General features: G+C 73.9%; 14 protein-coding genes. 2 read left to right on the top strand and 12 right to left on the bottom strand.

Features of this window, described 5'->3' with window-relative positions; translation table 11 throughout:
• The first annotated feature begins 49 nt into the window (after positions 1–49).
• Positions 50–1,015: a membrane dipeptidase gene (locus ABZ321_RS19780; protein WP_344502691.1), complete on the top strand. Its 966-nt coding sequence runs from the start codon at positions 50–52 to the stop codon at positions 1,013–1,015.
• A 52-nt stretch (positions 1,016–1,067) separates the two neighbouring features.
• On the opposite strand, the gene ABZ321_RS19775 is transcribed toward ABZ321_RS19780, so the two are convergent.
• From ABZ321_RS19775 to uraD, 11 genes are all read right to left on the bottom strand, one after another.
• A complete protein-coding gene (locus ABZ321_RS19775) occupies positions 1,068–1,571 on the bottom strand; it encodes a flavin reductase family protein (protein WP_344502693.1) in 504 nt (167 codons plus the stop codon).
• Positions 1,572–1,673: 102 nt separating this feature from the next.
• On the bottom strand, positions 1,674–2,630 hold the full coding sequence (alc, locus tag ABZ321_RS19770; protein ID WP_354893041.1) for an allantoicase: 957 nt from the start codon (positions 2,628–2,630) through the stop codon (positions 1,674–1,676).
• The gene (gene allB, locus ABZ321_RS19765; protein ID WP_354893038.1) at positions 2,627–3,925 is read right to left on the bottom strand and encodes an allantoinase AllB; all 1,299 of its coding nucleotides are present in this window, start codon (positions 3,923–3,925) and stop codon (positions 2,627–2,629) included. The genes alc and allB overlap by 4 nt, the downstream gene beginning before the upstream one ends.
• Positions 3,922–5,073 carry a hypothetical protein gene (locus tag ABZ321_RS19760; protein ID WP_354893035.1) on the bottom strand — a complete coding sequence of 384 codons (1,152 nt, stop codon included), beginning with the start codon at positions 5,071–5,073 and terminating at the stop codon, positions 3,922–3,924. Before ABZ321_RS19760 ends, allB begins: the two co-directional genes overlap by 4 nt.
• 2 nt (positions 5,074–5,075) lie before the next feature.
• Positions 5,076–7,328: a xanthine dehydrogenase subunit D gene (pucD, locus tag ABZ321_RS19755; protein WP_354893032.1), complete on the bottom strand. Its 2,253-nt coding sequence runs from the start codon at positions 7,326–7,328 to the stop codon at positions 5,076–5,078.
• Between the two features lie 61 nt (positions 7,329–7,389).
• Positions 7,390–8,736, bottom strand: a complete 1,347-nt coding sequence (locus tag ABZ321_RS19750) for an 8-oxoguanine deaminase (RefSeq protein WP_344502698.1) — start codon at positions 8,734–8,736, stop codon at positions 7,390–7,392.
• Positions 8,733–9,191, bottom strand: coding sequence for a (2Fe-2S)-binding protein (locus ABZ321_RS19745; protein ID WP_344502699.1), 459 nt, complete (start codon positions 9,189–9,191; stop codon positions 8,733–8,735). Before ABZ321_RS19745 ends, ABZ321_RS19750 begins: the two co-directional genes overlap by 4 nt.
• Positions 9,182–10,033, bottom strand: coding sequence for a xanthine dehydrogenase family protein subunit M (locus ABZ321_RS19740; RefSeq protein ID WP_354893028.1), 852 nt, complete (start codon positions 10,031–10,033; stop codon positions 9,182–9,184). The genes ABZ321_RS19745 and ABZ321_RS19740 overlap by 10 nt, the downstream gene beginning before the upstream one ends.
• Positions 10,021–10,872 carry a factor-independent urate hydroxylase gene (gene pucL, locus ABZ321_RS19735; protein WP_344502701.1) on the bottom strand — a complete coding sequence of 284 codons (852 nt, stop codon included), beginning with the start codon at positions 10,870–10,872 and terminating at the stop codon, positions 10,021–10,023. The genes ABZ321_RS19740 and pucL overlap by 13 nt, the downstream gene beginning before the upstream one ends.
• Before the next feature lie 3 nt (positions 10,873–10,875).
• Positions 10,876–11,166 (bottom strand): hydroxyisourate hydrolase, encoded by a 291-nt coding sequence (locus ABZ321_RS19730; protein WP_344502702.1) that lies wholly within the window; start codon positions 11,164–11,166, stop codon positions 10,876–10,878.
• The gene (gene uraD, locus ABZ321_RS19725; RefSeq protein WP_344502703.1) at positions 11,163–11,639 is read right to left on the bottom strand and encodes a 2-oxo-4-hydroxy-4-carboxy-5-ureidoimidazoline decarboxylase; all 477 of its coding nucleotides are present in this window, start codon (positions 11,637–11,639) and stop codon (positions 11,163–11,165) included. The genes ABZ321_RS19730 and uraD overlap by 4 nt, the downstream gene beginning before the upstream one ends.
• A gap of 140 nt (positions 11,640–11,779) precedes the next feature.
• Here uraD and ABZ321_RS19720 point away from each other — a divergent pair, with 140 nt between their 5' ends.
• Positions 11,780–13,057, top strand: coding sequence for an ATP-binding protein (locus ABZ321_RS19720; RefSeq protein ID WP_354893023.1), 1,278 nt, complete (start codon positions 11,780–11,782; stop codon positions 13,055–13,057).
• Between the two features lie 311 nt (positions 13,058–13,368).
• Here the strand turns inward: ABZ321_RS19720 and ABZ321_RS19715 are convergent, their stop codons facing one another.
• Positions 13,369–14,127 (bottom strand): GNAT family N-acetyltransferase, encoded by a 759-nt coding sequence (locus ABZ321_RS19715; RefSeq protein ID WP_354893020.1) that lies wholly within the window; start codon positions 14,125–14,127, stop codon positions 13,369–13,371.
• Positions 14,128–14,129: the final 2 nt, after the last annotated feature.

The raw sequence follows: 14,129 nt of genomic DNA, 5'->3' as shown, positions 1-14,129 counted from the left end.
GTAACCACGCCCCTCGGCGGCGGCCAAGACATGCAGGTAGCGTGCCCGTATGACGGTTGATCGGCTGCTGTGGGAGCAGCACACCTGCCTGCCGCTTTCGGTGCGGGCACGGGTCAGCGACCTGCGGCGCTACCGGAGGCCGGGCGGGACGTTCGCGTCGGTCAACGTCGGGTACGCACCGCACAGCGCCGACGAGGTCCGCACGTTCCTTGCGGCGTTCCGGGCCGGGGTGGCACTCGAGGAGGAGATGGTGCTGGGCGAGTCGGTCGCCGACATCGACCGGGTGCACCGGGACGGCGGGATCGCCGTCGCGTTCGACCTGGAGGACTCGGGGCCGCTCGAAGGGGACCTCGGGCGCGTCCGGGAGTTCTTCGACCTGGGCGTGCGGACCATGCTGCCGACCTACAACCTGCGCAACGCGGCCGGGTCGGGCTGCCTCGACGAGGTGGACGAGGGGCTGACCGCTTACGGCCGCGACCTCGTCCGGGAGATGAACGCCGTCGGCATGGTCGTGGACGGGTCGCACTGCAGCATCCGGACGGGCCTCGACCTGGCGGAGGTGACGCAGCGGCCGATGGTGTACAGCCACTCGTCCATGCGGGCCGTGTGGGACCACCCCCGCAACGTGACCGACGAGCAGGCCAGGGCGTGCGCCGCGACCGGCGGGGTCATCGGCATCACCGGCGTCGGGATCTTCCTCGGACCGAACGACGCCTCCGTCGAAGCGCTCGTCCGGCACATCGACTACGCCGTGGAGCTGGTGGGACCCGACCACGTCGGCGTCGCGAGCGACTTCGCGTTCGATCACGAGGACCTCGTCCAGGAGATGACGACCAACCCGGAGCTGTTCCCGGAGAGCTACACGCGATGGGGGCCGATCGAGCTCATGCCGCCGGAGGGCCTGCTCCAGGTCGAGGCGGCCCTGGAGGCGAGGGGTTACCCGGCGGATGCCGTGACCGCCGTCCTGGGCGGCAACTTCCGCCGCGTCGCCACCGAGGTCTGGTCCGCCCCGTAGCCGGCCGGCCGGGGTCGGAAGGGTGAGGTCAGGCGGGCGACCGGGCCGCGGGTCAGCGGTCGAGGGCCAGGTAGCTGCCGTCGTGGTACACGAGCGGCGTCGCGGTGGCGTCGGAATGGTGGGCGGCGTGGACCGGGGACGCCACGACGATCACGTGGTCGCCGGCCTCGACGTGGTTGACGACCTCGCAGATGAGGACCGCCAGCACGCCGTCCAGCAGGGGGACGCCGTCAGGGCCTGAGGTCCAGGTGCCGCCGGCCGCGGCGTACGTCGCGTAGCGGTCGGCACCCCTGGCGGCGAACGTGCGGGCCACGGGCTCCTGCCCGGCGGTGAGGACGTGCACGCCGACCAGGCCGGCGCCGCGGACGATCGGCCACGCCGAGGCGGCCTTGGCGACGCAGAAGGAGACCAGCGGCGGGTCCAGCGAGACGGACGTGAAGGACGTCGCCGTGAAACCGGTCGGCGGGGAGCCCGGCGCGGTGACGACGACCACCGCGGCCGCGTGGCGGCGCAGGACACGGCGGAACAGCCCGGAGTCGATCGCGGTAGCGGTCACCCGTCCTCCTGTCACATCCGCTGCCCGGAAGGCCCTGCCCCGAACGCACTGCCCGGAAGTCAGGGGAACCTTACCCGTGGGTACCAGATGCAACCATCGGCGTCAGAGGGTCTCGCCGAAGAGGCGGAGGCGGGCCATCCCGCCGTCGGGGAAGACGTCGAGGCGGACGTGGGTGGCGGGGACGGTGCTGTCGAGGCGGAAGCGGTGCCTGGTGTCGGGCTGCAGGTCGACCCGGGGCAGCAGGTCGAACCAGGCCGCATCGGACGAGGGGTCCAGGGTGCCGCGGAGCGTGGCGGCGGCGGGGGCGTTGCCCTTGAAGTGGGTGGTGTCGAGCTCGGCCAGGCGGATGGTGCCCCGGGCGGCCAGGCGGACGAGGACCCAGTCGTTGCCGTCGTCGCGGCGGCGGGCCGTCTCCCAGCCGTCCCCCATGACGCGCGCGTGGCCGGGCAGGATGAGGTTGTTGGCGGAGCCGTAGAAGCGGTTGCTGCAGTCCACGACGAGACCGCCGAGCTCCAGGGCCGCGAGGTCGACGGTCATGCCGTGCAGCAGCGCCGGGTCGGGGTCGACGACGCCGTGCACGCGGAGGCGGGCGACGCCGCCGTCGGGGAAGATGTTGAGCCGCACGTGGGTGACCCGGCGGTGGTCGGTGACCTCGAAGAGGTTGCGCGTGTCGCCCCGCACGGCCGACCGGCCGACGAGGGGGAACCAGCCGGTCAGCGCGGCGGGTGCGGGATGTCCGGGGACCTCGCAGCCCTCGACCGAGACGTGCGGCGGGTAGTTGCCGGTGAAGTGGGCGGTGTCGACGACGACGCCGTGCACCGCGCCGGGGGCGCCGAGGCGCACCACGGCCCAGTCGTGCAGGTCCGGACCGAGGGTGCGGCGCCGGCGGGTCTCCCAGCCGTCGTAGACCTTCCCTTTGGGGCCGAACGTCCACGTCTCGAACGTGGACGGCTCCGGGTTGACGAGGTTGTCGCGGGCGGCGAAGAACTCGTCGTTGGCGTCGACCACGCCGCCGCCGAGCAGCCGGGACGCCAGGTCGGGCAGGTCCGTGAAGGTCATCGATCCTCCGAGCGCCGCAGCAGCGTTCCGTGTGGAGTGTCGCCGACCGGCACGCCGCGCAGCCAGGTGGTGTGGACGACCCCGCGCAGCGCGGCGCCGGCGTAGGGCGTCACGGGGTGCCGGTGGTGCAGGGCGGTCGCGTCGACGACGAACGGCTCGTCGGGGGCGAAGGCGACCAGGTCGGCGTCGGCGCCCACCGCGATGCGTCCCTTGCGGGTCAGGCCCACGAGGTCGGCGGGTCCCAGCGCCATCCAGCGCACCACGTCGGCGAGGGTGAAGCCGCGGTCCTGCGCCTCGGTCCAGACGGCGCTGAGGCCGACCTGCAGCGAGGCGATGCCGCCCCACGCGGCCGCGAAGTCACCGCTCTCCCGGCGTTTGAGGTCTGGTGTACTGGGTGAGTGGTCGGACACGACGACCGTGATGGTGCCGTCCGCGAGGCCCGCCCACAGCCCGTCCTGGTTCACGGCGTCACGGATCGGCGGGCAGCACTTGAACTCGGTGGCCCCGTCGGGGACGGCGTGCGCGTCGAGGGTGAGGTAGTGCGGGCAGGTCTCGGCGGTGACCCGGACCCCGCCGGCGGCGGCCTCGCGCAGCAGCGGCAGCGCGTCGGCGGCCGACAGGTGCAGGATGTGCACCCGCACGCCCGCGGCGGCAGCGGCGGACAGGGCGGTGCCGACGGCGGCGACCTCGGCCACCGGCGGCCGGGAGGCGAGGAAGTCGGGGTAGGCGCGGGACGCGAGGGTGTCGCGCAGGTGCCCGGGGTCCTCGGCGTGCACGACGAAGAGCGCGTCGACGCTCGCGAACGCGGCGGCAAGGCCATCGCGGTCCAGGGGCGGGAACTCGGGGACGCCCGAGTCGGCGAGGAAGCTCTTGAAGCCGAAGACCCCGGCGTCGTGCAGCGCGGGCAGCTGGCCGGCGTTGCCGGGGACGGCGCCGCCCCAGAAGCCGACGTCGACCCAGCACTTGCCGGTCGCGGCGGCCTGCTTCTCGCGCAGCGCGGCGACGGTCGTCGTCGGGGGCAGCGAGTTGAGGGGCATGTCGATGATGGTGGTGACGCCGCCGGCGGCCGCGGCGCGGGTGGCGGTGGCGAACCCTTCCCACTCGGTGCGGCCGGGCTCGTTGACGTGCACGTGGGTGTCGACGAGGCCCGGCAGGAGGACGAGGTCGCCGAGGTCCTCGTCGCAGTCGGCGTCCACGGGGCCGAGGGCGGCGATCCGTCCGTCGTGGACGGTGACGGTCGCCGGGCGCGGGCCGTCCGGGAGATACACCTGCCGCGAGCGCAGCGTGAACGTCACAGAGCCACCAACTCCTCGATCGTCCGCCCGACGGAGGGCGCCGACAGGGCTCCGCAGTGGACACCGCGGAGCAGGAAACGGGCGATGGCCCGGGCCGTGGCGGGCTCGTCGAGGATGCCGCTGTCACGGCGGGACAGGTAGGCGTCGAGGCGCCGGCGGGCCTCGGGCAGGCCGTCGAGGTAGAAGCCGAACGTGGCCGCGTAGCGGGTCGGCAGCTGCGCCGGGTGCAGGTCCCAGCCCTGGTGGATGCCGCGTTCGAGGCTGCGGCGCACCAGCCGGGCGTGCACCTGCCACGCGGCGTGCACGGCGGCGGTGTCGCCGACGGGGAGGATGTTGGTGGAGCCGTCGGCGACGTGGACGCCGGCAGACGCCGCCGCCACCTGCATGACCGCCTTCGCGTGGTCGGCGACCGGGTGGTCGAGGGCCTGGTGCGCGGGCGCGACACCGAGGGCGGTGCTGTAGTCGTACGTGCCGTAGTGCAGCCCGGTGAGCCGCCCGCGCGCGGCGAGGATCATCAGCGGCAGCGGCGACGTGCCGTCCGGGCCGAGGACCGCCTGCGGGGTCTCGACCTGCAGCTCGAAGCGCAGCCGCCCCTCCTCCAGCCCGTGCGCGTGCTCCAGCTGGCGGCACAGCAGGACCGCGGTGTCGACGTTCGCGACCGAGGTGGGTTTCGGGATCGTGACGACGAACTCCGGCGGCGGCGGGCCGAGCGCGGACAGGAACAGGTCGAGGGTGCGGGCGGCACGCCGCACCGTCGCCGGTTCGAGGCTCTTCACCCGCAGCCCGCTGAACGGCACGGCACAGGCGCGCAGGGCGGCGCCCGCCGCGAGGGCGTGCTCATCCTCGACGGGGGAAGGGCGCACGCCGTAGCCGTCCTCGAAGTCGACGCGCAGGTCCTCGACCGGTTCGCCGGCGAGCTTCGTCCGTACCATGTCCACAATGGACTCGGAGAAGCCCGGGAGCCCGTGCTCCTCCAGGGCGGCCAGCGCGAGCGCTCCCCAGTCGCGGACCGTGGTGGCGCTGAACCGGTCGGCGGGCACGTAGCAGGTGTGCACGGGGCGGCGGGTAACCGGCGCGGGCGGCGGTGTGTCGCCGGCGTGCTCGGCGCTCGCGAGCAGCTCTTCGAGGTCGAGGTCGGTGAGTCCCATGCTCAGGTCCCCGTGAGATGTTCGGGCCGGACCGGGACGCGGTTGAGCGCGAGGCCGGTCGCGGCGCGGATCGCGGCGACGATCGCCGGGGTGGACGAGATCGTCGGCGGCTCGCCGACGCCGCGCAGGCCGTAGGGCGCGTCGGGGTCGCCGAGCTCGAGCACGTCGATGCGCATCGGCGGGACGTCGAGGATGGTGGGGATCAGGTAGTCGGTGAACGACGGGTTGCGGATGAGCCCGCCGTCGACCTGGATCTCCTCCATCACGGCGAGGCCGAGGCCCTGAGCGGTGCCGCCGGCGATCTGGCCGCGCACCGACTGCGGGTGCAGGGCCCGGCCGACGTCCTGCGCGGTGACGATCTCGACGACCCGCACGAGGCCGAGCTCGACGTCGACGTCGACGGTCGCGCGGTGCGCGGCGAACGCGTACTGCACGTGCGCGTCGCCCTGGCCGGTCAGCGGGTCCAGCGGCGTGGTCGGCCGGTGCCGCCACTCGACCGTCTCCTCGACCGGCACGTCGCCGAGCACGTCGGCGAGGTCCGCGATCAGCTCCCCTTCCCCGGTGACGAGCTTGCCGCCCTGCAGGGCGAAGTCGTCCCTGCCGATGCGGCGGCCGAGCTCCCGCCGGACGGCGGCGCAGGCGGCCTTGACGGCGCCGCCGGTGACGTACGTCTGCCGCGACGCCGAGCTGGAGCCGGCGCTGCCGATGGTGGTGTCGGCGGTGGCGACGGTGACCTGGTCGACGCCGAGCTCGGTGCGCACGATCTGGGCCTGGACGGTGACGAGCCCCTGGCCGACCTCGGCGGCGGCGGTGTGCACGACGGCGGCCGGCTCCCCGCCGACGACCTCGAGCCGGACGCGGGCGGTGGAGTAGTCGTCGAACCCTTCGGAGAAGCCGACGTTCTTGATGCCGACGCCGTAGCCGACACCGCGGCGCACGCCTTCGCCATGGGTGGTGTTGGCGACGCCGCCGGGCAGCTCCCGCAGGTCGCCGCCGCGGTCCGGGGGTTGCGGCGCGGCGCGGACCCGGTCGAGGAGGTCGGCGACGGGGGCGGGGCCACGCACCACCTGGCCGGTCGGCATGGTGTCGCCGGGCGCGATGGCGTTGCGGGTCCTGACGTCGACGGGGTCCATGCCGAGCACGGCGGCGAGCTTGTCCATCTGGGACTCGTAGGCGAAGCACGCCTGCACGGCGCCGAACCCCCGCATGGCGCCGCACGGCGGGTTGTTCGTGTAGACGGCGTAGCCGTCGACGAGCACGTTGTCCACCGTGTACGGTCCGACGCCCAGCGTGGTCGCGTTCGCGACGACGGCCTTGGACGTGGAGGCGTACGCGCCGCCGTCGAGCACGATGCGTGCCTTCACGTAGACGAGCCTGCCGTCGGTGTCGGCGCCGTGCTCGTACCACATGCGCGCCGGATGCCGGTGGACGTGCCCGTGGAAGGACTCCTCGCGCGAGTAGACCATCTTCACGGGGCGGCCGGTGTGCAGCGCGAGCATGCACGCGTGGACCTGCATGCTGACGTCCTCGCGGCCGCCGAACGCCCCGCCGACACCGGCGAGGCTGAGCCGCACCTTCGAAGCCGGCAGGCCGAGGCAGTCGGCGACCTGGTCGAGGTCGCCGTGCAGCCACTGGGTGGCGATGAAGAGGTCGACGCCGCCGTCCTCGGCGGGGATCGCGAGGCCCGACTCGGGCCCGAGGAACGCCTGGTCCTGCATGCCGACCTCGTACTCGCCGGTGACGACGACCGGGGCGGTGACGGACTGGTCGCCCTTGCGGATCGGCACGTGCCGCAGCAGGTTTCCCCTGTCGTGGACGGTGTCCGCGGAGTCGATGGCGGCGACCGGATCGGTGATCGGCGGGAGCGGCTCGTACTCCACGACGATCGCGGCGCACGCGCGGCGGGCGGTCTCCGGGTGGTCGGCGGCGACGATGGCGACAGGCTCGCCCGCGTAGCGGACCTGGTCGATGGCGAGGACGGGCTGGTCGCGGTCCTCGAGGCCGTACCGCTTGGCGCCGGGCACGTCGGCGGCGGTGAGGACCGCGTGCACGCCCGTGGTGGCGACGGCGCCCGTGATGTCGACGCGGACGATCCTGGCGCGCGGGTGGGGGCTGCGGAGCGTGGCGCCCCACAGCATGCGGTCGGCCCACAGGTCGGAGGAGAACGCGAACTCGCCGGTCACCTTCAGGGTGCCGTCGGGCCGCTGCGGCGAGGTGCCGATGCCCTGCTGCGTGCCCAGCGCCGCGGTCGTCATCGCGCCTCCAAGACCGTGCGAGAGCCCGCACCTGCGAGTGGGCAGGGCGATGGAGGCGCGGTCATCGGGCCTCCCGGAGCTTGCGGGCCGCCCGGGCGAGCGCCGCGGCGGCCATGGCCTCGTCCACCGTGGACAGCGCGCCGTCCTGGACGACGACGCGGCCACCGACGAGCAGCAGGCGCAGCGGCGCCGGCGGGCCGAACACGAGCGCGGCGACCGGGTCGTCGATGCCGGCGTGGCCGATGCCGTCGAGCCGCCACAGGGCGACGTCGGCGAGCTTGCCGGCCTCCAGGGAGCCGAGCTCGTCGGCGCGGCCGAGGCAGCGGGCGCCGCCGATCGTGCCCAGCGCCAGGGACTCGCGGGCGGTGAGCGCGGCCGGCCCGCCCCGCAGGCGGGCCAGGTACAGGGCCTGGCGCAGCTCCGGGCCGAGCTGCCCGGCCTCCTGCGACGCGGCGCCGTCGACGCCGAGACCGACCGGCACCCGCGCGTCGAGCAGGTCGCGGACGGGGGCGATGCCGGCGCCGAGCCGCCCGTTGGAGCTCGGGCAGTGCGCGACGCCGGTGCCGGTGGCGCCGAGCTTCGCGATCGCGCCGGGATCCAGGTGTACCGCGTGGGCCAGCCACACGTCGTCGCCGAGCCAGCCGAGCGACTCGGCGTAGTCGACGGGCGTGCAGCCGTGGACCTCCCGGCAGTACGCCTCCTCCTCCACGGTCTCGGCGAGGTGCGTGTGCAGCCGGACCCCTTCGGAGCGGGCCAGGTCCGCGGCCTCGCGCATGAGCCGCGGCGTGACGGAGAACGGGCTGCAGGGCGCGACCGCGATCCGCACCATCGCGCCGGGCGACGGGTCGTGGAAGCGGTCGATCGCGTCCTTGGTCGCGGCGAGGGCCGCGTCGGTGTCCTCCACGACGCTGTCCGGTGGCAGGCCGCCGTCCTTGACGGACAGGTCCATCGACCCGCGGCACGGGTGGAAGCGCAGGCCGACCGCCGCGGCCGCCTCGATCTCCGCGGCGAGGACGTCGCCGCCGTCGCGGGGGAACACGTAGTGGTGGTCGGTGCTGGTGGTGCAGCCGGACAGCGCCAGCTTGGCGAGGCCGGCGGTGGCGGCGGCGTGCACGGTCCCCGCGTCGATGCGGGCCCACACCGGGTACAGCTCCTTGAGCCAGCCGAAGAGGATCTCCTGCTGGGCGTAGCCGCGGGTCGCCGACTGGTACAGGTGATGGTGGGTGTTGACGAGCCCGGGCGTGGCGAGGCAGCCGGTGCCGTCGACCCGGGTCGCGTCCGGCGCGCCCTCGTACGGGCCGGGTCCCACGGCGACGATCCGGTCGCCCTCGACGGCGACGTGGCCGTCGGCGTGCTCGGTCCCGGCGCCGTCCACCGTGGACACCGCGCAGTGTTCGATCACGATCATTCGCCGGCCGCCAGCTTCACCGCGGCGACGATGTTCTCGTAGCCGGTGCAGCGGCACAGGTTCCCGGCGAGGGCCTCGCGGATGTCGGGATCGCTGGGCACCGGGTTGCGCGCGAGCAGGTCGTGGACGGCGACGACGAGGCCGGGGGTACAGAATCCACATTGGACCGCGCCGGCGGTGAGGAACGCCTGCTGGACCGGGTCGAGGCCGTCCGCGTCCGGCAGCCCTTCGACGGTGCGGACGTCGCGGTGCTCGGCCTGGCCGGCGGCGACGAGGCAGGCGCAGACCGGGGTCCCGTCGAGGTAGACGGTGCACGATCCGCACTCGCCCTGCTCGCAGGCGTTCTTCGCGCCGGGCAGCCCGAGGCGTTCGCGCAGCACGTACAGCAGGCTCTCCCCCGGCCAGACGTCGTCGGCCTGGCGGTCCTCCCCGTTGACGGTCAGGTTCACGCGCATCGGTGCTCCTCCCAGGCCCAGCGCAGGGTGCGGCGGCCGAGGACGGCCAGCGCGTGCCGCCGGTAGGCCGCGCTGCCGCGCACGTCGTCGATCGGCCGGGCGGCGGCGCCGACGAGCTCGCCGAACCGCCGCGCGAGCGAGTCCGGCAGCGGCGCGCGGTCCTCCCACGGCAGCTCGGCGGACAGGGACTCGGCGTCCGTGGCACGCAGCGGGGTCGGCCCGGCGGAGCCGATGCCCGTGCCGACGCTGCGGCGGGACGGGTCGAGCGCGAGGGCGAACGAGCAGACCGCGATGACCATCGCGTTGCGGGTGCCGACCTTCGCGAACTGCTGCGGCCCCTTCGCGGCCGGCACGAGGAACGCGGCGATCAGCTCGTCGGGGGCCAGGACGCTGCGTTTGGGGCCCTGGAAGAAGTCGGTGACGGCGACGGTGCGGGTGCCGCGGACGGAGGCGACCTCGACCTCGGCGCCGGTGGCGAGCAGCGGCGGGTGCGCGTCGCCGGCGGGTGAGGCGGAGCCGAGGTTGCCGCCGACGGTGCCGCGGTTGCGGATCTGGGGTGAGCCGACGGTCCTGGCCGCCATGGCCAGCCCGGGCAGGCGCGTGCCGAGCTCGTCGATGATGCGCCGGTACGTGACGCCGGCGCCGATCCGCAGCCGGTCGCCGTCGGTGGCCCAGTCGGTGAGCGCCGCGACCCGGGTCAGGTCGAGCAGTGCGGGCGGCCGGCGGCGGTCGAAGTTGAGCTCGACCATGATGTCGGTGCCGCCGGCGATCGGCACCGCGTCGGGGTGTTCGGCCTTCGCGGCCAGGGCCTCGTCCCAGGTGGACGGTCTCAGAAACTCCACGTGACCTCCTCGGCGACATCGTCGTCGCGCCTGACGGTCCCTTCGATCAGCCCGTACGGCCGGTCGGCGGCGTAGTACACCTCGTCGGGGTTGTCGAGCCCGAACGGGGCCAGATCGACGAGGAAGTGGTGCCGGTTGGGCAGCGACAGCTTCACCTCCACGACGTCCGGGCACGCCGCCAGTACTGACGAACCCATCGCGAACAGGGTCTGCTGCAGCGCCAGGCTGTGGGTGGCGGCGAACGCCTCGACCAGAGCGGCCCGGGCCGCGCCGTGGTCCGCCGAGCCGGTGTGCCGCCAGGTGGCGTTCACGCTGGTGGCGAGGATCCGGTCGCGGGTCTCGGGCAGGGTGGTCCAGGCGTCCTTGACGAAGCCGTGGAACTCGGAGTCGGTCGTCTTGAGCAGCACCAGGTCGCGGACGCCGGACACGACCTGGGTGTGCTCCGCGTCGTGGTGGACGGTGGCGGTGCGCACCTCGCCGCCGTCGCGGCGGAACGTGTGGCGGCCGTCGACGGGCCGCCACGGGTACTGCTCGACGTGGACCCGGGCGCCGTGGATGCTCGGCTGGGAGCCGACGAAGTGCCGGGCCAGCCGCGCCGCGAATGATTCGATGTCGTCGATGCCGTGCTGGCGGGCGAACGCGTAGACGGTGTTCTTCTGCGTGTCGGTCGGCAGCACGGCGCCGTTGTCGCCGGTGAGGTGGCTGGCGGCGAGGTCGCCGCGCAGGGAGACGCTGACGTTGAGGTCCATGAGCTCGTCGCCGCCGGGCCCGCGGGTGACGCGCACGATGCGGATCTCGGCCTTGCCGTACTGGTTGGGTCCGAGGGCGAAGGTCGGCACGGGTCAGCTCCCCCGGTAGGTCGAGTACCCGTACGGGCTCAGCAGCAGCGGCACGTGGTGGTGCCGCTCATCGGCGACCGTGAAGACGATCGCGACCTCGGGGAAGAAGTCGGAGGCGAACTCCGTCCGCAGGACCAAGCGGTGCCGGCCCGCCTCGAGCGGCGCGTCGAACCGCCATCGGCCGTCCGTGTCGGTCACCCCGTCGTGCGGTCCCGAAGGAGTTTCGAGGCACACCGGTACGCCGGCCACCGGAAGCCCTCTGGAGGTGTCCAGCACGTGGGTGGAGAAGCTCATACCACGAGCCGTTCCAGGCGCAGCTCCACAATCTTGCGCAGCTCGCCCCGGACGACCCGGCGCTCGGTCTCCTCGTCGTTGCCGAGCCGGCCGCGGGCCTCGGCGAGGATCTCCGGCGCGCTCCTGCCGCTGGCGAAGATCAGAAACAGGTGGCCGAAGCGCTCCTCGTAGACCCGGTTGGCCTCGGCGAGCTCGGCGGATCCCTGGACTTCGGACTGCTCGCGGCGCGACCAGGCGGCCTCCTCGCTGTCGCCCTCGGGGCGCTCGCCGATGCGGGGGTGGGCGGCGAGGGCGTTGGCAAGGTCCGGCCAGCTCAGCGCGTCGAACTCGGCGACGCCGGTGACGATGAGGTCGGCGGATGTCGGATAGGGGCGGTGGCCGGCCACCCTGGCGGCCCAGCCGGGCGACGCGCAGCAGGCCAGCAGGGCCTCCTGCGCCGCGGCCGGCGGCAGATCGTTGAAGTGGGCGAGCATGGCCCCCCTCTCACTATCTCCGGCACCATACTCCGGAGATGTTTCATGTCTAGGCCTGTCCAGTATCCCCTTTTTGTCTCCCCAAGCCACGCCTTCTCCGTCGCGGTGCCGCCTGTCCGGCTGCGTGGCAGACTCGAAGAATGCAGTTGCGGCCGGAGATCGAGCTCGTCGAGGCGTCGGGCCGGTCGCTGCGCATCATCGACGCGCACCTGATCACCGACGGCCCGATCGGGCACGACCTGCCGGACCGCGGCATCGTCCTGACCGCCGGCCCCGACGGGTACACGGCCCGCTGGTCCCGCGGTTTCGTGAACCTGCCCGGCCTCGCCCGGGCGTTCGTCGGCGGCGCCACGGGCGGGGCCCTCTTCCGGCTGCTCGGCCTGCCCGGCGCGGTGCTCGGGGCGGTCATCGCGGTCGGCCTGGCCCGCACCGCCAAGGACCGCCCCACGACCGTGCCCGACCCGACCGTCACCGTCGTCGAGGACGGCCCCGACCTGGTGCTGCGCTCGGCCGACCTGGCGTCGCTGGTGTTCGCCGTGATGGAGCTGACCGGCGCGACCGACCCCGTGACCGTGAGCCCCGCCTTGCAGCAGCCCTCGCTGACCGACTCCGAGGCCGTGCGCCTCGACGACGTCGGCGGGCTCGACGAGGTCGTGGCGCAGTTCCGCGACGTGGCCGTGTCCTTCCGCCACCCCGAGGTCATGGCCCGCTGGGGCGCGACCAGGCCGCAGGGCATCCTGCTCTACGGCCCGCCCGGCACCGGCAAGACGATGCTCGCCCGCGCCCTGGCCAACGAGATCGGCGGCGAGCTGCGCGAGATCCGCACCCCGGAGATCCTCGACAAGTGGGTCGGCAACTCCGAGAAGAACATCCAGCGGATCTTCGCCGACGCCCGCCGCCTCGACCACCCGACCGTCCTGCTCTTCGACGAGTTCGACTCGATCATCAGCTACACCGGCGCCGCCTTCGACGCCGCCGGCCAGATGATCAACGCGGTGGCCGGCATCTTCAAGCAGGAGATGAACACCCTCATCGAGCACAACCCCAACGTCATCGTCGTGGCCACCACCAACTTCCCCGACCGCGTCGACGCCTCGCTGATCCGCTCGGGCCGCTTCGACCTGAAGCTGGCGGTGCCGCCGCCCGGCCCCGCCGCCCGCGCCGACATCCTCGGGAAGCTGCTGCGCCGCCTCATCACCCGGCACGAGGTCGGCGGCTTCCGCCTCTTCGCCGACGACGTCGACGTGCCTGCTCTGGCCGCCGCGGCGACCGGCCTGACCGGCGCGGACTTCAAGGAGGCGCTGCGCCGCGCCCAGCTCGACAAGGCCATGGACGAGGCGCGCCAGGGCCGGCCCCCGTCCCCGATCACCCACGCTGACCTGCTTGCTGTGATCGCCGCTGTACGACCCACCGCCTGACCGACTGTCCGGCGTCGCCTCCGCCGCTTCTCCGCGTCACGCCAAGCGACCTATCGCTCCCGCGGCCTTGATCGAGCGCGCCGTCCCCGCGACCACCTTTGGCGCGGCGGCCCCGCGGCCTCGTTGAGCGCGGCGTTCGTTGAGCGCGGCGTTCGTCGTCAGCCTATGGCGAGGCCAGGTCGAACGAGCGGGCGGCGCCGGCCAGCAGGCCGACGGCGATCCAGCCCGGACGCACCGGGTGCCTGCGGCCGAACGAGCGGGCGGCCAGGGGCGAAGGTCGCTGATCTGTCCGGTGTCGCCCCGAGTCGGGCTCAGGGGTTGTGGACGAACGGCGTCGTGGTGGCGAGTTGCTGGAAGCCGAGCCGGCGGAGAATCGGGCGGCTGTCGGCGGACGCGTCGACCTGCAGGTACCGGTAGCCGGCCGCGGCGGCGAGGGCGGCGCGGTGGGCGACGAGCGCCCGGAAGACGCCACGCCCGCGCCAGTCGGCGACGGTGCCGCCGCCCCACAGGCTGGCGAAGCCGGTGCCGCCGTGGAACTCGACCCGACCGGCGCAGATGGGCCGGTCACCGGCCATGACGACGGCGGCGGCGATCTCACCGGGACGGTCGGCGAGGCGTGCGGTGAGATCCTTGCCGATGCTCGAGTGGTCGCCGCCGAACACCTCGTCGTGGACCGCGACGACCAGGTCGACCCCGGCCGCGTCGGTGACGGGCTCCAGCCGCGTGCCGGCGGGCAGCGTCACCTCGAGGGGAAGGCCGGCGACCTCGGCGAAGAGCAGGCCCTCGACGGGGCCGGGCTCGAACCCGGCGGCGAGGAGCCGCCCGGGCAGGTCGGCGGGGCGGTCGTGCGAGTAGTGCTTCCACTCCCACGGCTGGCCGAGCCGGCCGAACCGCTGGATCTGCGCGGCGATGACCGCGTCGGCGTCGAGGCCGTTGAGGTCGCACCAGGAGATGCCGTGCCAGCCGTCGCTGGAGGAGACGACCCGCACGATGCCGGGCTCACGCTCCACGACCGAGCCGGCGCCGGCCCCGGGCTCCTGGCGGATCTTCTCATCGAACAGGGCTAGCACCC

Source organism: Dactylosporangium sp. NPDC006015 (genome assembly GCF_040614215.1).
Lineage (GTDB): Bacteria > Actinomycetota > Actinomycetes > Mycobacteriales > Micromonosporaceae > Dactylosporangium > Dactylosporangium maewongense.
Note: the sequence above shows the minus strand (reverse complement) of the source record. Positions and strands in the feature narration are given on the sequence as shown.